We start from the raw sequence: 24,410 nt of genomic DNA, 5'->3' as shown, positions 1-24,410 counted from the left end.
CGGCAGTTATTAGCATAAATACAATAACAACTGTACCAAACAGGGAGAATACACATGGCAAGCACGGCATTAGTCACCAATGACGCGGTGGCGCTGGGAATATTGGCTACGATTCTGGGATTTGTGTTTTATACCAGCAGCAGTAACCATCCATTTTGGCAAAAGTTTTACCGTTTTATCCCAGCGTTATTACTCTGCTATTTCTTGCCATCGTTGTTGAATACCTTTGGGGTGATCGATGGTGGAACATCACAGCTTTACTATGTGGCCTCGCGTTATCTATTGCCCGCCTGTTTGGTGCTACTGATTTTAAGTGTGGATTTAAAAGCCATCTTAGGACTTGGGCCTAAGGCGGTGGTCATGTTCTTAACTGGGACTATCGGTATTGTAATTGGCGGACCGATTGCACTGCTCGTGGTGTCCTTTATCGAACCATCGTTGATTGGTGTTGATGGCCCTGATGCGGTGTGGCGCGGTATGACTACCCTCGCGGGTAGCTGGATTGGCGGCGGTGCTAACCAAGCCGCGATGAAAGAAATTTATGAAGTGGGCGGCAATATCTTCTCCGTGATGGTGACAGTCGATGTGATTGTGGCCAATATTTGGATGGCAGTATTGTTGTTTATGGCGTCAAAGGCCAAGGAAATCGATGCCAAAACCGGTGCAGATACCTCGGCGATTGAGACCTTAAAGAACAAGGTAGAGCAGTATCACGCTGAGAATGCACGCATTCCAAGCCTGCGTGATCTGATGCTGATTGTGGCCGTTGGCTTTGGTATCACGGGCGTGGCCCATATTGCCGCCGATTTCCTCGGCCCTTATTTTGAGGCCAACTATCCTTGGACTGAGGATTACAGCTTAACCTCTAAGTTCTTCTGGTTAGTGGTGATAGTGACAAGCATAGGTTTAGCCATGTCCTTTAGCCCTATGCGCCATTTAGAGGCGGCGGGTGCTTCTAAGGTGGCCTCAGCGTTCTTGTATATTTTGGTGGCGACCATTGGTTTGCATATGGATGTAAGCAAAGTCCTTGATACACCGCTATATTTTTTAGTGGGCATTATTTGGATGATAGTGCACGCAGGCTTTATGTTATTGATTGCTAAATTAATTAAGGCTCCATTGTTTTATATGGCCGTTGGCAGTCAGGCAAACGTGGGTGGGGCAGCATCGGCGCCAGTTGTGGCAGCGGCGTTCCATCCAGCTTTAGCCCCTGTTGGGGTATTGTTAGCCGTATTTGGTTATGCGCTAGGAACCTATATGGCGTGGCTTTGCGGTCAGTTACTGCAAGTCGTCGCGATATAGTTGCCTTAGCTCCTGTTCAGCGCTGGTAAGGTTCCAGCATTTTAGAGAGAAGTTGCGATGAGTAATAAAATCATAAACCTAGGTTCAATCGAGATCGCTAACGATAAACCTTTCGTGTTGTTTGGTGGCATGAACGTGCTTGAGTCTCGCGATCTCGCTATGTCGATTGCTGAAACCTATGCCGAAGTGACGCAAAAGCTGGGTATTCCTTATGTTTTCAAGGCGTCGTTCGATAAGGCCAACCGCTCTTCTGTTAACTCTTACCGTGGTCCTGGTATGGAAGAAGGCTTAAAGATTTTTGAAGAAATCAAAAAGACTTTCAATCTGCCATTGATCACCGACGTCCATGAGCCTTACCAATGTGCGCCTGTAGCTGAAGTGGTTGATATTATTCAGCTACCTGCTTTCTTAGCGCGTCAAACCGATTTGGTTGTCGCGATGGCGAAAACGGGCGCTATCATCAACGTGAAAAAACCGCAGTTTTTAGCGCCCCATGAAATGCGCCATATCATCACTAAGTTCAACGAAGCGGGTAACGATGAGATTATCTTGTGTGAACGTGGTTCATGCTTCGGTTACAACAACCTAGTCGTTGATATGCTGGGAATGGATGAGATGAAGCAATCTGGCTATCCGGTGATTTTCGACGCGACCCACGCATTGCAACGTCCGGGTGGTCGTGCCGATTCGGCGGGTGGCCGTCGTGCTCAAGCGACAGAATTAGCCCGTAGTGGCATGGCGTTAGGATTAGCAGGTCTGTTTATTGAGGCTCACCCTGATCCAGATAATGCTAAGTGTGATGGCCCATGCGCGTTACCACTGCACCAGTTAGAAAACTACCTGAAGCAGATGAAGGCGATTGACGATTTAGTTAAATCTTTCGAGCCGATTGATACCAGCAAATAAAAAAAAGAGAGGTTAACTTAACCTCTCAAAATAAGCAGGGGAGCTTTTGAAATCAGGCAATAAATTGATTGCCAATAATCATGATGAATAAAGCTTGCGATGAGATGAGACGAGAGGCGATTTCCACGCCTCTCTGAGCTTGAGTTACTTAGTTTCTAACGCATGTTTTGCCGCATTGGTACCTGCAATTTTGCCAAAAATTACGGTGTCAGCAACGGCATTACCACCTAAACGATTATAACCGTGTACACCACCAGTTACTTCGCCTGCTGCAAATAAACCTTTTAACGGTTTACTTTGGATATCCAGTACCTCAGCCTTGGTATCGATTGCAACACCACCCATAGTGTGGTGAATACCAGGAGCTACTTTTACAGCATAAAAAGGAGCATTTGTTAATGGTAATGGCATTTGTTCGCGACCAAACTCCTCATCTTTACCTTGTTTAAAATAACGATTGTAATTTGAAATCGTTTTTTCTAATGAGCTTTCTTTCATGCCTGTAATTTTAGCAAGTTCAGAAACTGTATTTGCTTTTTCCAGCATATCTAAATGGTCATAGCCTTGAACCATTTTAGCCTTTTTATAAAGCTCATTATCAAAGACTAACCAAGCATATTGTTCAGGTTGTTTTAGAATGGCATCGGATGCTTTATCGCGGGTAGTTAATTCACTGATAAAACGATTACCATCTTTATTGACCATAATAGCACCTACACCTCGAACGGTTTCCGAGATTAAAATGCGGCTGTCTTTGCCTACTGTAGGATGCGCCTGTATCCAGTCAATATCGGTCATACTTGCACCAATCGCTTTCGCTAGCTCGATACCATCGCCAGTAGAAGTAATATTGTTTGAACTGGTCATTCCTTTAAATGTAGGACGATAAAATGCGATCATTTCTTTATTAAAGCCATATCCACCCGTCGCTAAAACAACGGATTTGGCAGCGACCATATAGTGACCAGAATGTTTGCCATGAACAACTACGCCGACAATTTTTTGGTCATCATCAACGACAAGTTTAACAACTTTAGAGTTTAATCGAGTATCAACGCCTTCATTTATAGATGCTTTTCTCAATACATCGATAATATGAGGACCAACACTCAAGCCACCAGATGGCCTATGTGTACGGTCAACTCTTGCGCCTCCAGAACGTTTTAAGTCGTCCATGTTTGCACCTAAAGATTCGAGCCATTTAATGCCATCAGCAGATTGTTCAGCTAAAATTTGCACCAATTTTGGATCGTTAGCGTTACGTCCACCTTTCATAGTGTCTTCAACAAACCATTCGATTTTGTCATCCACTTTATGTGCTTTTTGCTGTTCGGTTCCTACGGCATTGTAACCACCTGCAGCAAGCATAGAGTTACCACCACTAAATGGTGCTTTTTCGAGTAATATTACTCGCGCGCCTGCTTTTTTAGCTGCAATTGCGGCATTAAAGCCAGCACTACCTGCGCCTACAACAATGACATCGGTTGTTTCTTTTGGACCAGCAGCAATGGCTTTGTTGATAGCCTCATTATCCCAACCTTTATCCCATGCTTCTTTTGATTTTGCATCATTGAAAGGCATTTCAAGCCCTTTAAATGAGTGACATTCATTACAATATAGTTTGGGTTTTTCATGGCCTTTATGACAGCTTGTGCAGTTAATATCACCTAAATGCGATGCATGCGGATCTAACTTAAGCTTGGGATTCGCTAAAGCACTGTAGTCACCATGGCATGACTTACATTGTTGATTCTCATGGGTTTCGCTATCGGATACTTTACCTGGTTGAGTATGACAACTCTTACATCCACCCATTTCTTTATGAAAAGAGGCTAAATCATTTTTGTCATTTGCAGCCCAGGATGCAGTTGAAAATATTGAGCACAAGACAAAACTCAAAAGTGTTAACTTCATATAATTCTCCAATTATAGTTTTATTGAGATGATACGGGACGTATAGTAATTTTTTATTTATGGTTAAATAGTGATGTTGCGCAACAACCTGTATCGATTAAATTAAATTTAAACTGAGTTAAATTATTATTAAGCAGCTGAATTTATATTGGAGGTGTGACTTAAGTTCAAATGGGAAGTTTAACATAGAATTAGCATATATAGGGTTTTATGTTAAAGGATGAGATTTATGAAACAAACTAAATATTTTATACCTGTTGCGATGTTATTTTGTTCTACTCAAGTATTATCTGAACCATTAGATTTTTATGGTAGATTATGGCTAGGTGTAGCAAATTCTAGTCATGGAATTTCTGGGAATGAAAAAGTTGATGGTTTTTCACTTGAAAATTATGCTTCATATGTCGGCTTGAAGGGGGATTATGAAGTATATGATGATTTTAGTTTAATATATAAATTTGAGGCTGGCATTGAAAGCTTTGATAATGATGACTCAAACATTTTTAAACCAAGGAACTCATACTTAGGATTTAAAGTTAAGTATGGCAGTATTGTTTTTGGGAGAAATGATACAGTATTCAAAACTTCTGAGGGTAAAGTCGATTTATTCAATATTACATCAAGTGATATGAATATGATTATTGCAGGTAACGATAGGCTTGGAGATTTAGTCACTATCAATAGTGCGAAATTTGCTGGTATTTCGCTCGGGATTACATATGCATTTGAAGATGATTTTAACCAAAAAAATCCAACGTTATCTGATAATCAAAACAATTATGCCTTGAGTCTAGTGTATGGCGATCCAACCTTCAAAAAAGGTAATACATATTTTTCAGTTGCCTATGCGGATGGCTTAAATTCATTAGATGCAACAAGAGTCGTCGCTGGTGCTTCTATTTCATCAGTGAAAATCGGAGCAATTTATCAACATTCAAAATCAACTCTCTATGAAAATGTTAAAGGAAACTCATATTTATTAAGCATGAGCATTCCATTTAAAAAGTATGATTTTAAACTTCAATACTTAAGTGACGATGCAGGTTTAGGCAAAATTACCAAAAATGCTGGTGCAGATCTAAAAACACTCGAGGATAGTGATGCTAGTCAATATTCTATAGGTGTTGATTATAATTTGGCAAAAGAATTAACCTTTGGAGCGGCTGTTAGCTACTTTGACGGAAGGTATGTGGATTCTAAAGGCGAAAAGGATTTTAATGATACATTAATCACATTTTCAACAAAATACCTTTTTTAAAACACTGTCATGAAAGCGGCCAAGTTGGCCGCTTTATTAAAATTAGAGATTAGTCATATTTAAAAATGTGTCTTTCATATATCTTGTATCAATTGAAACAGATTGGGGATGTTGATGCGTATAACGTTAAGACAGCTAATGATTTTTAAAGCTATCTGCTCTGAGAAACAGATCTCAAAAGCGGCGAAAATGATGCATATGTCAACTCCAGCGGTGAGTATGGCTCTAAAAGAGTTGGAGAGTTCGTTAGGATGCCGCCTGTTTGAGAGGGTGAGTGGTGGATTGGAGTTAAATGCCCATGGGAAGGTTATCCTTCCATATGCTAACGAAATGCTCAGCAAAGGAAATGAATTAGAAAAGCTATTTAATTTCTCAGAGGATTGTGTTAAGGGATGCTTAGTAATTGGTAGTAGTAAAACTGTTGGTAATTATGTTCTATCTAGAAAAATCCCTTTGTTTAAAGATAAATATCCTGATGTGAAAATAAAGTTGATTATTGAAAATAGCTTGATTATTGAAAAAATGGTATCAGAAAAAGAAATTGATTTAGGTTTTATCGATGCTAAACCTGCGAGCAAAAATCTAGTATGTGAACAATGGATGCAAGATAATCTTTGTATTGTCAGTGGCCACTCTCATCCTCTAGCAAATAAAGAATGTTCTAATAAGTTACTAAGTGAGCAATTGTGGGTTTTTGACCACGAATCCTCGCTATCACATATTCGCGCGGTTCAGTTACTAAAAAGTTTAAACGTTTATGTAAGAAATGACATTTGCATGTCGACTATCGGTGCTATTAAGCGAGCTATTGGAACAGGTATCGGTTTGAGTATTTTGCCATATATTGCAATTAAAGAGGAATTAGAGCGAGGCGAGTTATGCTTGATCGATTTGGAAGGCTGGGATTATAAACGTACTTATTGGTCAATCCAACGTGAGTCTGATGGACTCTCGTTGCAGTCGAGCAGTTTTATGAAATTTTTAAATAATGAATGATCGTAAGTCTTGGTGATGTGATTGATTTCTTCAGAATATGGCATTGTTACATTTTTGATCTTGCTTCTTGCACTCGTTTTATATTCAAATCAGTTGTCTTTTGGGTTTATCAAGCGTTTCTATAGTATATTTCCAGTAATGTTTGTTTGTTATACCCTACCGGCCGTATTCAGTTATTTTGGTATCGTAGATGCAAGTGAATCAAGTGTCGATGATTACTTTAAGGCGCATTTTATTCCATGTAGTTTATTTTTGTTAGTGATGAGCACAGACTTTGTTACATTGAAGTCTGTTGGAGGGAAAATCTTATTGATGTTTTTTATTGGGGCAATAGGTGTTTGTATTGGCGGCCCGATAAGTTTATGGATTGGCTCAATATTATTTCCCGATCAACTTTTGTGGGAGGGGAGTAACGCAACGTGGCGCGGCATGGCTACGTTAATGGCGAACTGGTTAGGTGGTACAGCAAACCAACTTATTGTTAAAGAAATTCATAATGTTGGAGATGCAGTGTTTGCTGTTATGGTGACCATTAATGTTTTTTTCTCTGGTCTCTGGATGGCGATACTGCTGTTAATCGCTAAAAAACAACCTATTATTGATAGGTTTATCAATGCAGATCTAAAAAATGCCCCCGTTTTTATTGAAGGTGTTAAACCATCATTAGATCGTAGAAAGCGTTTTTGGGGCTTAAGTCTACTTATTTTATCTTTACTGTTTGTTTTTTTATTTTGTCACTCGTTTTCTGAATATATATCGACGGTTTTAATAAACGAGTTTCCTGCGTTATTACACTATAATCTCGGTTCAACTTTTTTTTGGTCTATGTTTATATCGACACTTTTTGGTTTGTTGCTTTCAATGAGTTATGCTAGGCATGTATTTGTTAAACAAGTACGGTTTGTCTCGTTTTTTTTGTTGTATTTCATGATTATGAATATTGGATTGAATATTGAATTTACGTCTTTTCAATCTATTTTATATTATTTTATTATTGGGTTGGTTTGGTTTTTAATTCATGTGTTTATTCTTTTTTTAAGCACTTTGTATCTTAGGTTGCCAATATTTTATTTTGCAATCGCTAGCCAATGTAATATTGGTGGCGCAGCTTCTGCACCTGTTGTGGCGAGTGCCTTTAATCCTAATTTTGCATCAGTGGCAGTTTTAATGGCAGTGTTAGGTTATACATGGGCATCTTTTTTAGCTTCGATTATTGGTTCTTTTATGCAATATATACATCCATAGTTTTATTTTAATTAAAGCTAATATTTTTCTTTGTGTGATATCGTTTACTCATTTTTAGCGATACTCTCAGGTTAACGTTACTAGTAGTAATGTCTCAATCATATTTTGCGTAATGTCTAGCATTTCCATGTAGTATATGACTCTGTCTTATCTTTTATGCCTAAAGTAAGTGACTTTACTTTGATGGATATAGGTTCATGTGGATTTTATTTACCCTATTAGCCGCTTTTATGCAGGCGTGGCGAAACGCCTTTCAGAGCCAACTGAGCAAAGAGGTCAAGGTTGCGGGCGTCACCTTAGCGCGGTTTATTTGGGCGGGCCCCATAGCAGCGATGTATCTTGCCCTGCTATATCTTTGGAACAATGTGGGATTACCGCATTTTAGCGGGGAATTTATCGGCTTTATTGTCGGTGCGTCTATGATGCAGATCCTCGCTACCGGCTTGATGGTTAAACTGTTTCAGCAGCAAAACTTTGCCATAGGTGCGGGGCTGGCAAAGAGTGAGGCAATCGTCGCAGCTATCTTAGGGACCTTCTTCTTTGGTACTCACCTATCGTTACTCGGTTGGATTGGGGTGATTTTAGGTGGGGTAGCGGTGTTTTTACTGAGCGCCAAGCAAGGGCTTAGGCAGTTATCCTTAAGTACTGTGCTACTCGGTATTGCTAGCGGCAGTGCCTTTGCACTGACCTCGCTTTGGGTGAGGGAAGCAAGCCTGAGATTATATGTCGGCTTTCCCCATAGCGCAGCTTGGGTACTGTTGTGGGTGATCTGTCTGCAAACCTTAGTATTAGTCGGTTATTTAGTCTTGAAAGATAAAACAACCCTCACCGCTTTAATCCAACGACCAAGGTTAACCTTGCTGACGAGTACCACAAGTTGCTTTGGTTCCATTGGCTGGTTTAGTGCTATGTCGCTACAAGCTGTGCCCTATGTTAAAACCTTAGGCCAAGTGGAAATCTTCTTTATGATGCTGATTTCGGCATTCTGGCTAAAGGAACGAGTAAAAATAAAAGAAATGTTTGGTCTAGTGCTAATTGCGGTCGCAGCAATTCTCGTGATGTGGGAGTGACTATTTGAAATATATTTTTTCATTTCAAACACATGTGAAGCTGGGTCAGTTCCCATGTGCTAGATACTATTATCGAACTCTGCAATAAGATGAATTATGTTGCCGTGGCGGAAGGGGTGAGACTCAAGAGCAGGCAGACTATTTAATCAGCCGTGATGTGCATTTTTTGCAGGGCTATTTATACGCTAAGCCGATGAAATTAAATGAACTGGAACTGTGGCTTAAGGAGCATAACTAGTTAATAACCGTCAGGGCAGACATGCCCCTGACGGTCAGTTTTGCGAGGCGAGTATTAGAGGCTGTAGCCTGTTTCTTCATGTTCGGAAAGATCGAGGCCATTCACTTCTTGTTCGGTGCTGACACGAAGTCCACCGAGGATTTTGCCAATGACCATAAACAACAACCAAGACACTAGGGCGGTGTAACTCAAGGTGGCAATAACCCCAATGGCCTGCGCCCCGAGTTGGTCGAGCATAGTGGGGTTAACACTGGCAAAACCATAACCGCTGAATATCCCAAGATGAGTCGAACTAAATACTCCCGCCAGCAAAGTACCGAGAATGCCGCCGACACCGTGTACTGGGAACACATCTAGCGAGTCGTCAATCTTAAGCTTTTGTTTAATATAAACAGTTGAAAAGAAGCAAACCACGCCGCCAAGAAAACCGATCACTAATGCGCCTGCAGGGCCAACATAACCCGATGCCGGCGTGATAGTGCCAAGGCCTGCCACCATGCCAGTGACGATACCAAGCGCACTGGCCTTACCAAATTTATACCACTCGATACCCGCCCAAGTAATGGCGCCCATCGACGCTGCTAAATGGGTCGCGAGTATCGCCATGGCCGCAGTGCCATTGGCGCCTAAGGCGCTGCCGCCATTAAAGCCAAACCAGCCCACCCACAGCATGCCCGCGCCTGTCACTGTCATGGTCAAGTTATGGGGCATAATGGCCGAGTTTAAGAATCCCTTACGCGGCCCTAACACTTTTGCCGCCACCAGTGCCGCCACCCCAGCGGTAATGTGTACAACTGTGCCGCCAGCAAAGTCATACAATCCAAGCTCGGCCAACCAGCCGCCGCCCCACACCCAGTGGGTAATAGGTGCATAGACTAACAGTAACCAAGCGCTTGAAAACATCAGTACGGCGGAGAACCTCATCCGCTCGGCAAAGCCACCGATGATCAGCGCTGGCGTGATAATGGCGAAGGTCATTTGGAATAGCATAAACAGAGGTTCAGGAATATCCCCACTGACACTGTCGCGACCAATGCTGGCTAGAAAAGCTTTGCCCAGCCCACCGATAAAACCGTTGCCAGTATCGAAGGCGATGGAGTAACCCACCACAAACCACAGTACAGAGGCTATAGCAGCGATAGAAAAACACTGCATTAAAATCGATAGCACGTTTTTACTGCGCACCAGACCGCCGTAAAACAGTGCCAGCCCTGGAAGTGTCATCAATAGGACGAGAGCAGATGAGCTTAAAATCCATGCTGTATTGGCGCCGCTGAGCTGCGCCTCATCGGCCAAAACCGAGCTCGCAAAGCCGCTGGTGAGCAGAGCCAATAATGCCTGATAACCCAATTTTGAATAACGGGCGTTTGGCTGAGCGAACTTATCGTGCTGGTCGTTTGGCGTATTCGTGCTGCGCTCGAGCTTAGCGTTAAGTGCGGCTGTCTGTTGGATCATATCGCATCACTCCCTTCTTCCGAGGTGCGTACACGGATCACTTGCTCGAGTGGGGTGACGAATATCTTGCCGTCACCGACTTTACCCGTGTGGGCGGCGGCAACAATGGCTTCGATGACCGCATCTTCTTGCTCGGAATGGATGGCGATTTCGAGCTTCATTTTGGGGAGAAAGTCGACCGCATATTCGGCGCCGCGATATAGCTCTGTATGTCCCTTTTGGCGACCAAAGCCGCGCACTTCGGTCACTGTCATACCTTGGATGCCAAGTTGCGTCAGTGCTTCACGTACATCATCAATTTTAAAGGGTTTAATAATAGCGGTGATGAGTTTCAACTTTATTCTCCAACGAACTTCAGACGTAAGTGGGGTGAACAAAGCAGGAATCAGGCCATAACAACAATGGTTTTATTATCATTGCGTTAACAATATATCGCACTTAAATAAGCCTTTGTTTTGCAGCAAAAGAGTGCAAAAACAGATGATTAAGCACCGATTTGGTGCGAAGTAATGGTGCATTTAGTATGAAAAATGCCAATTAGAGTGCATTTGAAGGTAGCAGAATATCGCCTAGTTTGATTTATGATGGTTGGTTATTGTTAAATCTTTTTAAAATCAGATAATTGAATTTATTAAATCTTTGGTTTTGTCGCCGAGAGTTGTTTAATAGCTTGGCAGATTTGGGCATTGATGGGTGCACTTAAACCGTGCGCGCTGGCGCGGTCGCAAATATAGCCGTTAATTTGCTCAATCTCGGTTGGCCTATGGTGTGCCACATCTTGGTGCATCGACGAGAAGTTCGCAGCCGTAAGTTCAATCACCCGATACACGCGTTCTTCCAAGAACTGCCTATTTAGCTCAACGCTATCATGGGCGGCAACCTCGACCAGTTCATCTAAGATACTGGCAATGATCTGGGTAAATTGCGCTTGAGCCAATGTGCCATTTGGACATTGATGCAGGGCGGTTAGGGGATTAATCGCTGCGTTTACCGCGAGCTTTTGCCAAAGACAGGGGATAATCGCCTCAACCCATTCACTGTTGGGGATGGCTTTGAGCAGGCCGTCCTGCAGCGTTTGGTTTAATGCAGGGCCGGTAAAATGGCCAAACTGGGTTAGGCCTTGGCCTGTTTGCCTGACTTGCCAGCGAGACTGGCGCAATACTCCTTGGGAGGTGGTGCCTAGGCTTAGGCCGCGGCCATTTAATTTGGGCGTCAGTGCCAAGTGTGGACCCATGCCATTATGCAACAACAGGATATGACACTGTGGCGAGAGCTTTTCGAGTAACGGGCTTATTGCATCAAGTACTTGATAAGCCTTTACACACATGATCAACAGCTTGATTTGCTGCAAGCTAGTGCTGTTTAAGCCAAATTGGGGCACTCGGTAGGATACTGAGTCGGTATTGGCATCATTTGACGGCATAGGGCAAAACACTAGGTCTTGCCAATCCGTTGCCTCGGAAGGGGAGGCTGAGATCTCCCGCGCTATCAAACCTACGGCTAATCCCGCCGAATGCAGTTGATGGCAAATTAATTGCCCCACGGCGCCTGCACCTAAAATTGCGATGTCTGTTGTTTGAGGCTCCACAGCTGATGGCGCACCTTGGCCTAACATTATTCTTCCTTAAGTTGGGCGGCGCTAAAATATTTTCGATAGGCCCAAAGACAGAAATAAAACAAGGCGATACCGGAAAAATCCGCTAATACGTCACCGACAGAGGCGCTGCGGTAGGGTAAACGGGACTGAACTAGCTCAATCAAAATCGCGTAGGTGGCGAGTACCATCGAGAGCCAATACCACTTAGGGCGAAAGGCGAGAAAAGTAAGATAGGAGAGGCAGAAGAAGCTCCCAAGATGGCCTATCTTATCGATATTGGGGATACTTTGCGAATAGGTTGGTCTGGAAAACACCAGATAACTGATCACGACAAAGGCTACGGCTAAAGCCAATTTGAATAGGGTGTTTTTAATTATCACAAATACAATTTGATTATCTTAGTGTGACGCCATAATAGGAAAATGTGCCGCCAAAGTCATCCATAACCCGAGTTTTATCTTGCTTGGACAAAGTTAACCTTCAACTTGGGGGAGGGAGTCGGTAAACTATGGGCATTTACAATCACCTAAGGGGCGGCAACTATGCCTTCATTTGATATTGTGTCTGAAGTGGATGAGGTTGAATTACGTAACGCGGTCGAAAACTCCCGCCGTGAACTCAGCAGCCGATTCGATTTTCGTGGTAAAGATGCCAGCATCGAATATAAAGATCATGTGGTGACTCTCACCGCGGAAGATGATTTCCAGTGCAAACAGTTGGTCGATATTCTGCGTACCCAATTGAGCAAACGTAATGTTGAGCCTTCGACTATGGATGTAGACGAAAAGTCGGTTCACAGTGGCAAAACCTTCTCCCTTAAAGTGCGCTTTAAGCAGGGGATCGAGACGGATATCGCCAAGAAAATCGTTAAGATGGTCAAGGATAGCAAGATTAAAGTGCAATCTCAGATCCAAGGCGACACAGTGCGTGTTACGGGTAAGGCTCGCGATGATTTACAAGCTGTGATGGCATTAGTACGTCAAGCAGACCTAGGTCAGCCTTTCCAATTCAATAACTTCCGCGATTAATCGTGAATGTTGGTTTAGCTTTAGTTCGCGTTAAGCTAACTTAAGCTTGGAAAATACCTCGAGCCCCAAACCATTTACGGTCTGGGGCTTTTTTATGATTATTCTTCTTGGTCTGACTTGGCACTGACGTGTGGCGAGTATTTATTCACTAAATGAATGAGTAACAGCACAGGAAAGCCAATCACACTGGCGGCGACGAAGAAGTTCACATACCCATAGGCATCGACATAGGCGCCCGAGAAGCCAGCAATAAACTTAGGGAAGAGCAGCATAATCGAGGAGAGCAGGGCATATTGGGTGGCACTGTAGCCACTGCTGGTGAGGCTTGAGAGGTAAGCGATAAAGGCGGCGGTGGCAATGCCGGCGCTAAAGTTATCGACCGAGATGGCAAAGGTTAAAAATTGGACGTTATAACCAATCATCGCTTGCCAGGCAAACAGCAGATTGGTTACGGCGACTAGGAACGCGCCAAGGAATAAGATCCTCATAGTGCCGAAGCGTGCTAACAGGATGCCGCCGAAGGCGGCGCCAACTAAGGTCATGATAAGACCGTAGATCTTACTCAGATAAGCAATCTCTTCCTTGGTAAATCCCATGTCTACATAGAAGACGTTTGCCATAATCCCCATCACAATATCCGAGATGCGATAGCAGGATATCAGTAATAAAATCAAAATAGCGCTACGGCCATAGCGTTTAAAAAAGTCGATAAAGGGCAGTACGCTGGAGGTATAAATCCACGAGAGACTCGCAGCAATCGGCTTTGGGTAACGCTCGCTTAAGCGTTGTTTTACTGCTAATTCGGTCTCATCAGCGGCGCGTGTATCGACCAGTGGCTCTCGGCTAAAAAGCGTCGTTAACACCCCGATAAACATCAGTCCTGCCATCACTAAATATGAGGTTTGCCAAGCGATTAAGTTATATTCGATATTACCGGGCTCAACCCAAGCGGCAATGGTCAGCGCCCCTGCGGTGGCCACAATCATGGCACTGCGATACCCCACCTGATAGGCGGCGGCAAGCGCGGCCTGCATTTTTTCTGGGGCCGATTCGATACGAAAGGCATCAATCACAATATCTTGAGTAGCGGATGCAAAGGCGACCATTAAGGCGAATACGGCCAAGCGTTCGAGATCTTGAAGTGGATCGCTAAAGGACATGCCTAAAATCGCACAGACCAACAGCAGCTGGGCGAACAACATCCAACTGCGGCGCCGGCCTAAAAAGCGCGTCAGTAAGGGTAAAGATAATCTGTCCACCAAGGGCGACCAAGCCCATTTGAAAGCATAGGCCAAGGCTATCCAACTGAAATAGCCGATAGAAGTGCGATCGACCCCCGCTTCCCGCAGCCAAAAAGATAAGGTTGAAAATACCAACATCAATGGCAGGCCAGCAGAAAAGCCAAGTAACAGCAGTATCAAAACGCGCTTATGATAGTAAACGCTAAAGAATTCTAAGATGCGCCGATTTAAACCGATGACGAACATAAGCATTAGCCGAGGAGTCGAATCCGACTAGCTTACGGGTAAGATGCGGTTAGGTTCAAGGACTAATACTTATCCTTTTGATGTTCGATGGATTTGTGTGCTGATGGATGAAAATAAAAAGACCCAGCAAGCTGAGTCTTTAAGGCTCGTGTTCTCAAGGCCGAATACCAATACATCCTGAGGGCATTTGGCCTCCCAAACTGAGGAAGTCACAGCACGCATGTAACTGCTGATACAGGTACTGGTTGCCGCGGATCATCCAGTCAGGCCATTTGTTAAAACTATGGAGCAAATGCCAAAACACGGTTTCCGTTTCTGTTTGCGCTTCACTGGTCGGAATGAGTAATTGCCATTCCTCGAGTGTGTCCCAAAGATAGAGCTGGACTTCATGGAAATCGAGCTCGTCACTCAAAAATGCTTTGCCATACATAGCAAGTTGGGGCGCTTTATTATCGATAAATTCTTCAATCGTCACCCTTGCCTCCTTTCTGTTGCCTTTTGAGTATAGACAGAGGATTAGGGCTTTTGCTCAAATTTTTTCGATTATTTTTTCGGCAGTAATTTAGCTGTTTTCAATATGATAGGTGTCACAGGCACATCGGGCCAATTCAGTTTGGCATTGGTGGTAGTCTCGACCACGGCCATGGCTTCCAGTACTTGCTTACCCTCAATTACTTCACCAAATACCGCATAACCCCAACGACGTTTGGATGGATCCAGCTTAGTGTTATCCGCCACGTTGAAGTAAAACTGACGGGTAGCCGAATGAGGATCGTTGTCGCGCGCCATCGCAATAGTGCCCATGCTGTTGGATAAGCCGTTGCCAGACTCGTTAAATATTGCCTTGCCTGTGGGTAACTCTTCTAATTGTGGGTTTAGTCCGCCACCTTGAACGACAAAGTCACTGATAATGCGATGGAAAATCGTATTGTTGTACTCGCCTTTGACTACATAGGTCAGAAAGTTATCAACGGTAATCGGTGCGCGGGTTCTATCGAGTTCGACCACTATCTTACCTAAGCTAGTATCAAACTCGACTTGGGGATACAAGGTATCGGGTTGAATGTCGATTGCCGCCCAACTGCTATAGCTGGCACAGAGAACTAAGAGTGCAGATATCCAACGAAACATTATGATTTCCTTATTAATTACCGATTAGCACTATTATTGTTGCAGGAATTGGTTTAACTCAGGGTCATTCAAAATTTCCCCTGTGAGTTGGCCGAGTAACTTGTTCATATCCAGCTCTAGAGTGGCAAAGTCTGGCGTTAAGGGGCCCTTTAATGTGCCCTTGGCTTTATAGCGTTTGACCAATTCTTGACTGGAATTTCGGGCTTGTACGGCAATCAGCACGCTGTGTTTGGCCTCGTAACCGAAGGTCTTTTTAGTGACATCCATCTGTAATTCTTCTAGTTGAACTTGAACAGAGTTGGTCGCACTTGGATCAATCTGATAGCCCGCTTGAGTGAAACCGTTACGGAATACTTCATCAAGCAATAATTTAGGTGGCTCACTCGGACCGACGAGACGAGTCTTAGTACCTTCTTCCATAAAGCGCGCCACGTATTCGACGTTACGGGTATCGACAGTATCCAATGAGATCTGTACGGGTCTGGAAGTCTGTTGGCTAATATCGGGAACCTGTGGGCTAAATGCCATATGAGTCGGATTTTGGCTCGCGCAGCCCACGAAGAGCAGGGGGAAAGTCAGCGTCAAAAATAACCTTTTCATGGGGGATCTCATGCAAGTAAAAAGTGGCTACAGCATACCAGAAATCCCTCCCGATACCACAATGCACTCGGGTTCAGTCCTTATACAGGTGCAAAGGTTATGATGTGCCTTCATTTGAATACTGAATTTAAATAATATGAAATACTTAACAATCAACACTTGGATATTGTCCTGCGTGTTGTTTGCGAGTCTTGTTGTGGGTAAAGCGAATGCCACAGATTCACCCCATGTGTTAGGTGGCAGCTTAGGTTATGGCACTCAAGAATTTGAGACCAAGAGCGGTAAATATGATGCCGGCGATACCTTCACCAGCGACTTATATTATCGCTATATGTTCAACGAGAATTTGGGGTTTGAAGCAGGGTATTTAGCGGGGTCTGGTGGCGTGGCAAGTGCGCTCGTTAGTACATTCAGCGACATAAAAGATTTACGCTTCCAAGGTGTTAGAGCTACCGCCTATGGCGAATATGCGCTCTCCCGTGGTAATAGTTTGTACGCCAAACTCGGCGCTGCTTACACCCAAGTGAGTTATGAGATGGATAAGCAAGAGATGGATTCGGACGATGTAGGCTTTTACGGCGCGGTCGGTTGGCAATATCGTTTCCAGTCGGGCTTTGGGCTGAACCTAGAATACCAATATGTGCCGATGAAAGAGTTAGAGTTACAAGGGGTAAACTTTGGCATGAGCTATCGTTTCTAACGGTTTCCCGCTACAGGTTCAATCGTCATAGTTGGCGTATGAGTTTGTTTCAATTAAGCGCCCTCAGGCGCTTTTTTAATGGCTTTAGGGGGGAGATTAAACCAAATTCTCGCCGGCAACAAAATCACAACAATTTGAGCTTGCACTCTTTTAATGCAATGGGCGACAGGTTAGAGTAAAAATTCAACATTAAATAAGAGAGCATAAATGCTCCTTCGACAGCACAAGCAAAGGCGAGTTTATGTCTAGGATTATTACCCAAATCGCCCCCGACAGTTTAATCAATGCCAAAGGTCAGCCACATTTCGGCCATTTCGATGGCATAGTCGGTAGCTTAGGTTTAGCGGATTTTGCCTATTTCGATACCATGGACAAGCCCGCATCGGCCTGGGCAAAACGGTTTGATTTTAAGCAGTTCCAGTTTATTTCGATTATCACGCCGCGCTACATCATTGGCATTGCACTGGCGGATATCGCTTATCTGGGGAGTGGTTTCTGTTATTTATATAACATTAAAAACAACAGCTTAACTCAACAGGACTGGCTAAAACCCTTTGGGATTGGCTACCGGATGACGCCTTCACCCGCCAACGGGGTTGCCGCAATCGGCGGTAAAGGCGCTAGCGTGACTTTTAAGATCCAAGAGGGTAATTGGCATTTAGTCATTGATACTAAAAGTATTCAAGCCGATTTAACCCTGCATGCCTTACCCTTAAGTTTACCTATGGCCATGTGTAGTCCCACGGGATACAACGGCTGGACCTATACCCAAAAACACAATGGCTTATCGGTCAAAGGACAACTCACCATAGACCATGAACCGCAACCATTGAATTTTGCCCTTGCAGGTTATGATTTTTCCGCGGGGTTTATGCGTAGGGACACCAGTTGGCGCTGGGCATCCATCAATAGCCAAATTGATGAAGGGGTGATTGGATTAAATCTTGCCGCTGGCGTTAATGAAACCGGGGGCAATGAGAACGTATTTTGGATCAATGGTGAGCGGCATTTACTCGGGCCGGTACAATTTGAATTTGATCGTCATGGCCAGCAGGGCACTGATCTTTGGCGTATTCATAGCCACGATGGTCGGGTCGATTTAGAGTTTTCGGCACGTAATTGCCGTAGTGAGAAGCGCAATTTTATCTTACTTAAGAGTAATTTTCGTCAATATCTGGGGCTTTTTAGTGGCTTCATTATTGACAATCAGGGACGTAAATTCCAACTCGATAATGTGTTGGGATTGACCGAGGATCATTACGCCCGCTGGTAGGTTAAGGGCTGATTTACGCTTTAATATAACAAGAATAACAATAGGATAAGGTATATGGATATCGCCGCGTTAATCAATCACCCTGAGATATTGTTGCTGGTACTGGCTCCACTATTTTTTGTCTGCATTTTGCTGGAATGGTACTTCGGCGACAGAAGACAAAAATTGCCAATGAGTGCCCGATACCACCCGAAGGAAGTGCTGTGTAATTTTAGTCTTGCCGCCATGCATCAAGGGGCGGATATTCTAGCGGGGGTATTGATCGCTAAGTTGTATCTGGCGGTATTTGGCTGGAAATTATTCGATATTCAAATGGGGCCACTCAGCTTTGTGTTGCTGATGATTGCCCAAGATTTTTGCTATTACTGGTTTCACCGTGCGAGCCATCGGGTGCGCTGGATGTGGGCGGCCCATGTGGTACACCATAGCTCGGAGAATATGAACTTCAGCACCGCGTTTCGGCAGAGTTTGATGTATCCCTTCGCTGGCATGTGGTTGTTTTGGTTGCCGCTGGTGATTATTGGCTTTGATCCTAATTGGGTGGTCTTCGTGGTGCTGCTGAACTTGGGATTACAGTTTTTTGTACATACTCAAGCGGTAAGAAAGCTTGGGCCATTAGAATGGCTTTTTAATACGCCTTCCCATCATAGGGTGCACCATGGGCGCAATCCCCAATATATCGATAAAAATTATGCCGGTATCTTGATCATTTGGGACAAACTCTTCGGTACCTTTGTCCCAGAGGAGGAAACAGTGATTTATGGTATCACTAAACCCGTTAACAGTTTTAATCCGCTCAAAGTCACCTTCAGTGAATGGCGCGATATGTTTAGGGATGTAACGACTAAGGAGCTGAGTTTTTCGGAGCGATTCAAGCTGCTCTTTGCGCCACCCGCCAGTCAGCAAAAGGATGAGTGATTTACCTTAATACTCACTTTCCACTCTCAAATACGACAAATGTCACCTCCAAATAGTGCAAATGGCTAATTGGAGTCAGACCTCAGCCTTGTTAGCCTACTTTTCTTTTTTTGCAAATTGCACGCTGAAAAAATGTACAGCGCCATGCTTTGGTGGTAATTTTTTGTACAAGTGATTCATCTGAGTAGGTTGCCGTATGGTTGATGAGCCGCATTTAACCTTAGAGGAATTGGCTTGTTTTAGAGAGCTATTTTCCCCTAATCGTATAACTCATAGTACCGAAGACGCTAATACCGAGTCTTTGGTTAACCATGTGCTGACGGTAAAAACTGATGTACCGCAGGTGCTTGCCTCACTATTAGGTAAGGCTAAGTTGACTCTGTTGGCTGAAGTCGGTCCTTATAAACTCTGGTTTCCCCTCGAGATGCGCCTCGATGATTTTGGTCAATTGCAACCTACTCTGGGTGTACCAGAAGTGTTCGACACTATTGGTGCGGAGCGGAGTTGGCGTGTGGCACAGCCTGAGGATGTGTGGATATTCGACCAAGATCAGGGCGAGCAATGGTCTGTGGTGTCTTTGTCGAGTTCCGGTATGGCGATTCGTGCTAAATCACCACAACAGTTTGAGCAATTGATCGATAGCCAGGAATTGCAGTTACAGCTGCCCGATGGCGAAACCATGCGGGTAAAGATTGAGCCCATACGTCACGAACAAGGGTTAGCAATTGTCAGATTTGAGGCCGAAACCGAAGAGCGTGAGGCCCTGCGTCAGTTCCTCTTTAATCGTCACCGCAGTCAGTACCCTAAACTTTATGCCAGCTTGCGCTAATAAGTGAGCGTAGTGGCACAATTCTGTTAGCTAAATTTCATCCAATTGTAAAAATCCCTTTCGCTATCAAGTTCTTTGCCAAACAGGTGGCTTTTCCGAGATCCTAACCTGCCAATCTGCGGTGCTATGGATTAGAATAGCCTTGAATTCAAAAACATCAGAGCGAGCGGTATGCACGTACATATTTTAGGAATTTGTGGAACCTTCATGGGTGGCCTAGCACTCTTGGCTAGGGCAAAAGGGCACAGAGTGACAGGCTCGGATGCCAACGTCTACCCACCGATGAGTACGCAGCTTGAAGAGCAAGGTATTGAACTCATTCAAGGTTTCGACCCAAGTCAGTTAGGTGAAGCGGGCAGTTATCCCGATCTCGTGGTGATAGGTAATGCCATGAGCCGAGGCAATCCTTGTGTCGAAGCGGTATTAAACCTTGGGATCCCTTACACCTCAGGACCACAGTTTTTAGCCGATCATATTTTGCCTGAGCGTTGGGTGTTAGCCGTGTCTGGCACCCACGGAAAGACTTCCACCTCAAGCATGCTGGCGTGGATCTTAGAGGACTGCGGTTATCAACCAGGCTTTTTGATTGGTGGCGTGCCGCAAAACTTTGGCGTATCGGCCCGTTTAGGCGAATCGGCGTTTTTTGTCGTTGAAGCCGATGAATACGACAGCGCCTTCTTCGATAAGCGTTCTAAATTTGTGCATTATCATCCACGTACACTGGTGATTAATAACCTCGAATTTGACCATGCCGATATTTTTGCCGATTTAGCGGCGATCCAAAAACAGTTCCATCATCTGATCCGAACCGTGCCAGGACAAGGCAAAGTGATTTGGCCAGCCGATTCCCACGCGGTGAGGCAAACTATCGATATGGGCTGCTGGAGCGAACAAGAGACTTTCCATACCGCTGAAGTGACCAAGGGTTGGCATGCTAAGGCGTTAAGTGATGATTGCCATGAGTTTGAGGTTTTCTTCGATGGCGAATCCCAAGGCGTGCTCGAGTGGGCGCTGATTGGTCAACACAATATCGAAAACGCTATGATGGCGATCGCGGCAGCGCGCCATGTGGGGGTTAAACCGAGTGCTGCGATTGATGCATTAACCCGCTTTGTACCGCCTAAACGTCGTCTTGAGCTGTTGGGCACTGTCCACGGTGTGAGCATATACGATGATTTTGCCCACCATCCGACAGCGATTGCGACAACAATCAAAGGTATACGTGCCAAGGTGGGTCAAAGCAAAATCACTATCGTATTAGAGCCGCGCTCAAACACGATGAAGAGTGGTGTGCACAAAGACACGTTGGCCCATTCAATGCTGCAAGCGGACGAAGCCTTTTTATATCAAGCCGATACTATCGATTGGAATATGAAAGAGGCGATGGAAGCGGCGGTGATCCCCGTTACTGTATTGCACCAAATTGATGAAGTTGTGGCTAAAGTGGCCGCCTCGGCAAAAGCGGGTGACACTATCGTTGTCATGAGTAACGGCGGTTTTGGCGGCTTACATAAGAAACTGTTGGCAGCGCTCGAAGTCAGTCCACAGTTTGTCGAGCAGGCGAACTAATATGGCCTATGCCAAATCATCAAAGTCCATTAGTTTAGCATGGACAGGTGCCTCGGGCGCGCCCTATGGTTTGAAATTATTAGAATGCTTATTGGCCTCGGGCTATCAAGTGTTTTTAATGATCTCGAGCGCTGCCCGTGTGGTGCTGGCCACAGAACATGGCCTGCAGCTTAGTGCTAACAGCGATAAAGCCAAGGCGCAATTGCAGCAAGTGCTTGCAGAAAAGAATACGACTTTATCTGGCGAGCTAGTGGTTTTAGGCAAAGATGAATGGTTTTCGCCGCCAGCATCCGGTAGCGCGGCACCTAAGCAAATGGTGATTTGCCCTTGCTCGACGGGGACTCTTGCGGCTGTTGCAACGGGGATGAGCAATAATTTGCTCGAACGTGCGGCGGACGTGGTGTTAAAAGAGCGCGGTCAGCTGATCCTGGTTCCGCGGGAAACCCCGTTTAATGCCATACACTTAGAGCATATGCTAAACCTGTCTCGCTTAGGTGTAACTATTATGCCTGCGGCACCGGGCTTTTATCATAATCCCAAATCTGTAGAAGATCTGGTAGACTTCATGGTCGCTCGAATCCTCGATCATTTGGGCGTTGACCATGCATTAACGAGTCGCTGGGGCTACGACAAACACTCCCCCAATGACATCGACAATTGAGACTGATATGAAACACACCACCGAAGTGATGATCTCCGCCGAAGAGATCAGCCAAAAATTGGATCAAATGGCCGAGCAAATCAATGCCCACTATGCCAACAGCGAGCGTTTGCTGATGGTGGGATTGTTAAAAGGCTCAGTCGTATTTATGGCTGATCTGTGCCGCCGTATTAAAGGCCATGTTGAAATCGATTTTATGTCGGTTTCGAGCTATGGCAATGCCATGACCAGCTCACGGGATGTGAAAGTGCTGAAGGATGTGCAATCGGATATCGCTGGCCGCGACGTGCTGATTGTGGAAGACTTAATTGACTCGGGCAACACTTTAAACAAAGTGCGCGAAATGCTGTTATTGCGTGAGCCAAAGAGCTTAGCCCTGTGCACTCTGTTGGATAAACCCGAGCGCCGCGAAGTGGATGTTAAAGTCGACTTTATCGGTTTTACGATTCCTGACGAGTTTATTGTGGGTTACGGCATCGATTATGCTGAGCAATACCGCAACTTGCCTTATATCGCCAAAGTGGTGCCGCTCGAATAAGCCCCGATGCGTTATGACTTAAACTCCCGCCTAGGCGGGAGTTTTGTTTTGTGCCGAAAGTTGGCGACGCAAATGTTGTTTGGGGTTACTTAACCGTGTTTGGTGATCTATTAGTTATTTTTAATAAATTAATCTGTATTGATTCAATCAACTAGAGTCATACTTCGTTTTTATACAGCTTGGCGTGTTGCATTTGCTGTTTTCGACACCATCTTATTGTTTTGTTCATTCTTTCAGGATCAGATAGCACTATGGCCAATCATGCCCATGCTCTCGTACTCGAGGGGCTAAAAAAAACCTACAAAGGCGGTGTTGAGGCGGTAAAGGGGATTAGCCTTACCGTTGAGCAGGGAGACTTTTTCGCCCTGCTAGGCCCGAACGGCGCAGGTAAGTCGACTACCATTGGCATCATCAGCTCCTTGGTACAGAAAACCGCTGGCTCTGTTCACGTTTTTGATTTTGATATCGATAAGCAGCTTGAAGAAGCCAAGCTGTGTATAGGTTTACTGCCGCAGGAATTTAACTTCAACCAGTTTGAAACGGTACTGCAAATCGTAGTGAATCAGGCAGGTTATTATGGTGTGCCTAAAGCCGTGGCTCTTGAGCGAGCCCAAAAATACTTAAGCCAGCTGGATTTGTGGGATAAGCGCAATAGTCAGTCCCGTACGCTGTCGGGGGGGATGAAGCGGCGCTTAATGATTGCTAGGGCCCTAATGCACGAACCTAAGTTACTGATCTTAGATGAGCCAACTGCGGGGGTCGATATTGAGCTGCGCCGCTCAATGTGGGAATTCCTCAAGCAAATCAACCAGCAGGGCGTGACTATCATTCTGACCACCCACTACCTTGAAGAAGCTGAAATGCTGTGTCGTAATATCGGCATTATCGATAAGGGCGTGCTGGTGGAGTGTACTAGCATGAAAGCTTTGCTGAGTAAGCTGAATCTCGAAACCTTTATCCTCGATCTACGTCGCGACATCGATGTCGCCCCTACTCTCGAAGGCATGGTGTGCCGTTTAACCGATCCGCATACCTTAGAGGTCGATGTGGCGAAGGATCACAATCTCAATGATGTATTTACGCAATTAACCGCCGCTAAGGTAGAGGTTTTGTCGATGCGTAATAAATCCAATCGTTTAGAAGAACTCTTCGTCGAGTTAGTGAAGAAAACCCAAGGAGCTAAGGCATGAAACAGCTGTATTTTATCGCCTTCAAAAGCATATTAACTAAGGAAATCAATCGTTTTACCCGGATCTGGATCCAGACCTTAGTTCCGCCTGCAATCACTATGACCTTGTATTTTTTGATTTTTGGCAACTTGGTCGGTAGCCGCATTGGCGATATGGGGGGCGTATCTTATATGGAGTTTATCGCGCCAGGTCTAATCATGATGTCGGTGATTACTAACTCCTATTCGAATGTGGCGAGCTCTTTCTATAGCGCGAAATTTCAACGCAATCTCGAGGAGTTAATGGTCGCGCCCGTACCTCACTATGTGATGATCGCAGGCTACGTGGGTGGCGGTGTCGCTCGCGGCTTATGCGTTGGTTTAATCGTCACGCTTGTCGCCATGTTCTTTGTCGACATCAGCTTGCACCATGCAGGCCTTGTGGTCATGACGGTATTTTTAACCTCAGTGCTGTTCTCCTTAGGGGGATTAATTAATGCGGTATTTGCCAAGAGTTTCGATGATAT

The 24,410-nt window shown here is 44.8% G+C and carries 25 protein-coding genes and 1 pseudogene; 17 read left to right on the top strand and 9 right to left on the bottom strand.

Annotation, left to right across the window (positions count from 1 at the left end):
- The first annotated feature begins 54 nt into the window (after positions 1–54).
- Both ACK5NH_RS12965 and kdsA read left to right on the top strand, forming a co-directional pair.
- Complete coding sequence (locus tag ACK5NH_RS12965) at positions 55–1,302, top strand: DUF819 domain-containing protein (protein ID WP_416920671.1); 1,248 nt, start codon at positions 55–57, stop codon at positions 1,300–1,302.
- A gap of 57 nt (positions 1,303–1,359) precedes the next feature.
- Positions 1,360–2,208 (top strand): 3-deoxy-8-phosphooctulonate synthase, encoded by an 849-nt coding sequence (gene kdsA, locus ACK5NH_RS12960; protein WP_416920669.1) that lies wholly within the window; start codon positions 1,360–1,362, stop codon positions 2,206–2,208.
- Positions 2,209–2,352: 144 nt separating this feature from the next.
- Here the strand turns inward: kdsA and ACK5NH_RS12955 are convergent, their stop codons facing one another.
- Entirely contained in the window at positions 2,353–4,122 is a 1,770-nt protein-coding gene (locus ACK5NH_RS12955; protein ID WP_416920667.1) for a flavocytochrome c, read from the bottom strand.
- 229 nt (positions 4,123–4,351) lie between these two features.
- On the opposite strand from ACK5NH_RS12955, the gene ACK5NH_RS12950 reads away from it, so the two are divergent.
- From ACK5NH_RS12950 to ACK5NH_RS12930, 5 genes and pseudogenes are all read left to right on the top strand, one after another.
- Complete coding sequence (locus tag ACK5NH_RS12950) at positions 4,352–5,380, top strand: porin (RefSeq protein ID WP_416920665.1); 1,029 nt, start codon at positions 4,352–4,354, stop codon at positions 5,378–5,380.
- Between the two features lie 114 nt (positions 5,381–5,494).
- Positions 5,495–6,376, top strand: a complete 882-nt coding sequence (locus tag ACK5NH_RS12945) for a LysR family transcriptional regulator (protein ID WP_416920663.1) — start codon at positions 5,495–5,497, stop codon at positions 6,374–6,376.
- 21 nt (positions 6,377–6,397) lie between these two features.
- Positions 6,398–7,621: a DUF819 domain-containing protein gene (locus ACK5NH_RS12940; RefSeq protein ID WP_416920661.1), complete on the top strand. Its 1,224-nt coding sequence runs from the start codon at positions 6,398–6,400 to the stop codon at positions 7,619–7,621.
- A 197-nt stretch (positions 7,622–7,818) separates the two neighbouring features.
- Entirely contained in the window at positions 7,819–8,691 is an 873-nt protein-coding gene (locus ACK5NH_RS12935; RefSeq protein WP_416920659.1) for a multidrug transporter, read from the top strand.
- A 44-nt stretch (positions 8,692–8,735) separates the two neighbouring features.
- Positions 8,736–8,929 (top strand): annotated as a pseudogene (locus tag ACK5NH_RS12930) (EAL domain-containing protein); the annotation flags it as partial.
- 54 nt (positions 8,930–8,983) lie between these two features.
- Here ACK5NH_RS12930 and ACK5NH_RS12925 read toward each other — a convergent pair.
- The 4 genes from ACK5NH_RS12925 to ACK5NH_RS12910 all read right to left on the bottom strand — a co-directional run bounded on the left by ACK5NH_RS12925 (position 8,984) and on the right by ACK5NH_RS12910 (position 12,361).
- Positions 8,984–10,384 carry an ammonium transporter gene (locus ACK5NH_RS12925; protein ID WP_416920657.1) on the bottom strand — a complete coding sequence of 467 codons (1,401 nt, stop codon included), beginning with the start codon at positions 10,382–10,384 and terminating at the stop codon, positions 8,984–8,986.
- A complete protein-coding gene (locus ACK5NH_RS12920) occupies positions 10,381–10,719 on the bottom strand; it encodes a P-II family nitrogen regulator (RefSeq protein WP_011625272.1) in 339 nt (112 codons plus the stop codon). Before ACK5NH_RS12920 ends, ACK5NH_RS12925 begins: the two co-directional genes overlap by 4 nt.
- Before the next feature lie 296 nt (positions 10,720–11,015).
- Positions 11,016–11,999 carry a ketopantoate reductase family protein gene (locus ACK5NH_RS12915; RefSeq protein ID WP_416920654.1) on the bottom strand — a complete coding sequence of 328 codons (984 nt, stop codon included), beginning with the start codon at positions 11,997–11,999 and terminating at the stop codon, positions 11,016–11,018.
- Positions 11,999–12,361, bottom strand: a complete 363-nt coding sequence (locus tag ACK5NH_RS12910) for a VanZ family protein (protein ID WP_416920652.1) — start codon at positions 12,359–12,361, stop codon at positions 11,999–12,001. Before ACK5NH_RS12910 ends, ACK5NH_RS12915 begins: the two co-directional genes overlap by 1 nt.
- Positions 12,362–12,523: 162 nt before the next feature.
- Here ACK5NH_RS12910 and ACK5NH_RS12905 point away from each other — a divergent pair, with 162 nt between their 5' ends.
- On the top strand, positions 12,524–13,009 hold the full coding sequence (locus tag ACK5NH_RS12905; protein ID WP_011623899.1) for a YajQ family cyclic di-GMP-binding protein: 486 nt from the start codon (positions 12,524–12,526) through the stop codon (positions 13,007–13,009).
- Positions 13,010–13,107: 98 nt separating this feature from the next.
- On the opposite strand, the gene ACK5NH_RS12900 is transcribed toward ACK5NH_RS12905, so the two are convergent.
- The 4 genes from ACK5NH_RS12900 to ACK5NH_RS12885 form a co-directional block, all read right to left on the bottom strand.
- A complete protein-coding gene (locus tag ACK5NH_RS12900; RefSeq protein ID WP_416920650.1) occupies positions 13,108–14,502 on the bottom strand; it encodes an AmpG family muropeptide MFS transporter in 1,395 nt (464 codons plus the stop codon).
- A gap of 148 nt (positions 14,503–14,650) precedes the next feature.
- Positions 14,651–14,971, bottom strand: a complete 321-nt coding sequence (locus tag ACK5NH_RS12895) for a hypothetical protein (RefSeq protein WP_416920648.1) — start codon at positions 14,969–14,971, stop codon at positions 14,651–14,653.
- Between the two features lie 68 nt (positions 14,972–15,039).
- On the bottom strand, positions 15,040–15,627 hold the full coding sequence (locus ACK5NH_RS12890; protein WP_416920646.1) for a peptidylprolyl isomerase: 588 nt from the start codon (positions 15,625–15,627) through the stop codon (positions 15,040–15,042).
- Positions 15,628–15,660: 33 nt separating this feature from the next.
- Complete coding sequence (locus ACK5NH_RS12885; RefSeq protein WP_416920644.1) at positions 15,661–16,227, bottom strand: YajG family lipoprotein; 567 nt, start codon at positions 16,225–16,227, stop codon at positions 15,661–15,663.
- A 136-nt stretch (positions 16,228–16,363) separates the two neighbouring features.
- On the opposite strand from ACK5NH_RS12885, the gene ACK5NH_RS12880 reads away from it, so the two are divergent.
- The 9 genes from ACK5NH_RS12880 to ACK5NH_RS12840 all read left to right on the top strand — a co-directional run.
- On the top strand, positions 16,364–16,927 hold the full coding sequence (locus ACK5NH_RS12880) for a porin family protein (protein ID WP_416920642.1): 564 nt from the start codon (positions 16,364–16,366) through the stop codon (positions 16,925–16,927).
- 241 nt (positions 16,928–17,168) lie between these two features.
- Positions 17,169–18,200 (top strand): DUF2804 domain-containing protein, encoded by a 1,032-nt coding sequence (locus ACK5NH_RS12875; RefSeq protein ID WP_416920640.1) that lies wholly within the window; start codon positions 17,169–17,171, stop codon positions 18,198–18,200.
- Between the two features lie 54 nt (positions 18,201–18,254).
- Positions 18,255–19,118, top strand: a complete 864-nt coding sequence (locus ACK5NH_RS12870; protein ID WP_416920638.1) for a sterol desaturase family protein — start codon at positions 18,255–18,257, stop codon at positions 19,116–19,118.
- Positions 19,119–19,314: 196 nt separating this feature from the next.
- Positions 19,315–19,947, top strand: coding sequence for a hypothetical protein (locus ACK5NH_RS12865; protein ID WP_416920636.1), 633 nt, complete (start codon positions 19,315–19,317; stop codon positions 19,945–19,947).
- A gap of 171 nt (positions 19,948–20,118) precedes the next feature.
- Complete coding sequence (mpl, locus tag ACK5NH_RS12860) at positions 20,119–21,516, top strand: UDP-N-acetylmuramate:L-alanyl-gamma-D-glutamyl-meso-diaminopimelate ligase (RefSeq protein WP_416920634.1); 1,398 nt, start codon at positions 20,119–20,121, stop codon at positions 21,514–21,516.
- A 1-nt stretch (position 21,517) separates the two neighbouring features.
- A complete protein-coding gene (locus ACK5NH_RS12855) occupies positions 21,518–22,177 on the top strand; it encodes a flavin prenyltransferase UbiX (protein WP_416920632.1) in 660 nt (219 codons plus the stop codon).
- Between the two features lie 7 nt (positions 22,178–22,184).
- Positions 22,185–22,715 carry a hypoxanthine phosphoribosyltransferase gene (gene hpt / locus ACK5NH_RS12850; RefSeq protein ID WP_011623888.1) on the top strand — a complete coding sequence of 177 codons (531 nt, stop codon included), beginning with the start codon at positions 22,185–22,187 and terminating at the stop codon, positions 22,713–22,715.
- Between the two features lie 251 nt (positions 22,716–22,966).
- On the top strand, positions 22,967–23,905 hold the full coding sequence (locus tag ACK5NH_RS12845; RefSeq protein WP_416920630.1) for an ABC transporter ATP-binding protein: 939 nt from the start codon (positions 22,967–22,969) through the stop codon (positions 23,903–23,905).
- The coding region (locus tag ACK5NH_RS12840) for an ABC transporter permease (protein ID WP_416920628.1) at positions 23,902–24,410 on the top strand (509 nt) is incomplete at its 3' end. The genes ACK5NH_RS12845 and ACK5NH_RS12840, both read left to right, overlap by 4 nt.

Origin of the sequence: Shewanella sp. (assembly GCF_047975355.1) — a bacterium.
GTDB lineage: Bacteria > Pseudomonadota > Gammaproteobacteria > Enterobacterales > Shewanellaceae > Shewanella.
The sequence above is the reverse complement of the archived record's forward strand: the minus strand, read 5'-3'. Positions and strand labels throughout refer to the sequence as shown.

Coding starts and splice junctions, on each gene's coding strand:
- ACK5NH_RS12965 (WP_416920671.1), top strand. CDS start 55: ATGGCAAGCACGGCATTAGTCACCAATGACGCGGTGGCGCTGGGAATA.
- kdsA (WP_416920669.1), top strand. CDS start 1,360: ATGAGTAATAAAATCATAAACCTAGGTTCAATCGAGATCGCTAACGAT.
- ACK5NH_RS12955 (WP_416920667.1), bottom strand. CDS start 4,122: ATGAAGTTAACACTTTTGAGTTTTGTCTTGTGCTCAATATTTTCAACT.
- ACK5NH_RS12950 (WP_416920665.1), top strand. CDS start 4,352: ATGAAACAAACTAAATATTTTATACCTGTTGCGATGTTATTTTGTTCT.
- ACK5NH_RS12945 (WP_416920663.1), top strand. CDS start 5,495: ATGCGTATAACGTTAAGACAGCTAATGATTTTTAAAGCTATCTGCTCT.
- ACK5NH_RS12935 (WP_416920659.1), top strand. CDS start 7,819: ATGTGGATTTTATTTACCCTATTAGCCGCTTTTATGCAGGCGTGGCGA.
- ACK5NH_RS12925 (WP_416920657.1), bottom strand. CDS start 10,384: ATGATCCAACAGACAGCCGCACTTAACGCTAAGCTCGAGCGCAGCACG.
- ACK5NH_RS12915 (WP_416920654.1), bottom strand. CDS start 11,999: ATGTTAGGCCAAGGTGCGCCATCAGCTGTGGAGCCTCAAACAACAGAC.
- ACK5NH_RS12905 (WP_011623899.1), top strand. CDS start 12,524: ATGCCTTCATTTGATATTGTGTCTGAAGTGGATGAGGTTGAATTACGT.
- ACK5NH_RS12900 (WP_416920650.1), bottom strand. CDS start 14,502: ATGCTTATGTTCGTCATCGGTTTAAATCGGCGCATCTTAGAATTCTTT.
- ACK5NH_RS12890 (WP_416920646.1), bottom strand. CDS start 15,627: ATGTTTCGTTGGATATCTGCACTCTTAGTTCTCTGTGCCAGCTATAGC.
- ACK5NH_RS12885 (WP_416920644.1), bottom strand. CDS start 16,227: ATGAAAAGGTTATTTTTGACGCTGACTTTCCCCCTGCTCTTCGTGGGC.
- ACK5NH_RS12880 (WP_416920642.1), top strand. CDS start 16,364: ATGAAATACTTAACAATCAACACTTGGATATTGTCCTGCGTGTTGTTT.
- ACK5NH_RS12875 (WP_416920640.1), top strand. CDS start 17,169: ATGTCTAGGATTATTACCCAAATCGCCCCCGACAGTTTAATCAATGCC.
- ACK5NH_RS12870 (WP_416920638.1), top strand. CDS start 18,255: ATGGATATCGCCGCGTTAATCAATCACCCTGAGATATTGTTGCTGGTA.
- ACK5NH_RS12865 (WP_416920636.1), top strand. CDS start 19,315: ATGGTTGATGAGCCGCATTTAACCTTAGAGGAATTGGCTTGTTTTAGA.
- mpl (WP_416920634.1), top strand. CDS start 20,119: ATGCACGTACATATTTTAGGAATTTGTGGAACCTTCATGGGTGGCCTA.
- ACK5NH_RS12855 (WP_416920632.1), top strand. CDS start 21,518: ATGGCCTATGCCAAATCATCAAAGTCCATTAGTTTAGCATGGACAGGT.
- hpt (WP_011623888.1), top strand. CDS start 22,185: ATGAAACACACCACCGAAGTGATGATCTCCGCCGAAGAGATCAGCCAA.
- ACK5NH_RS12845 (WP_416920630.1), top strand. CDS start 22,967: ATGGCCAATCATGCCCATGCTCTCGTACTCGAGGGGCTAAAAAAAACC.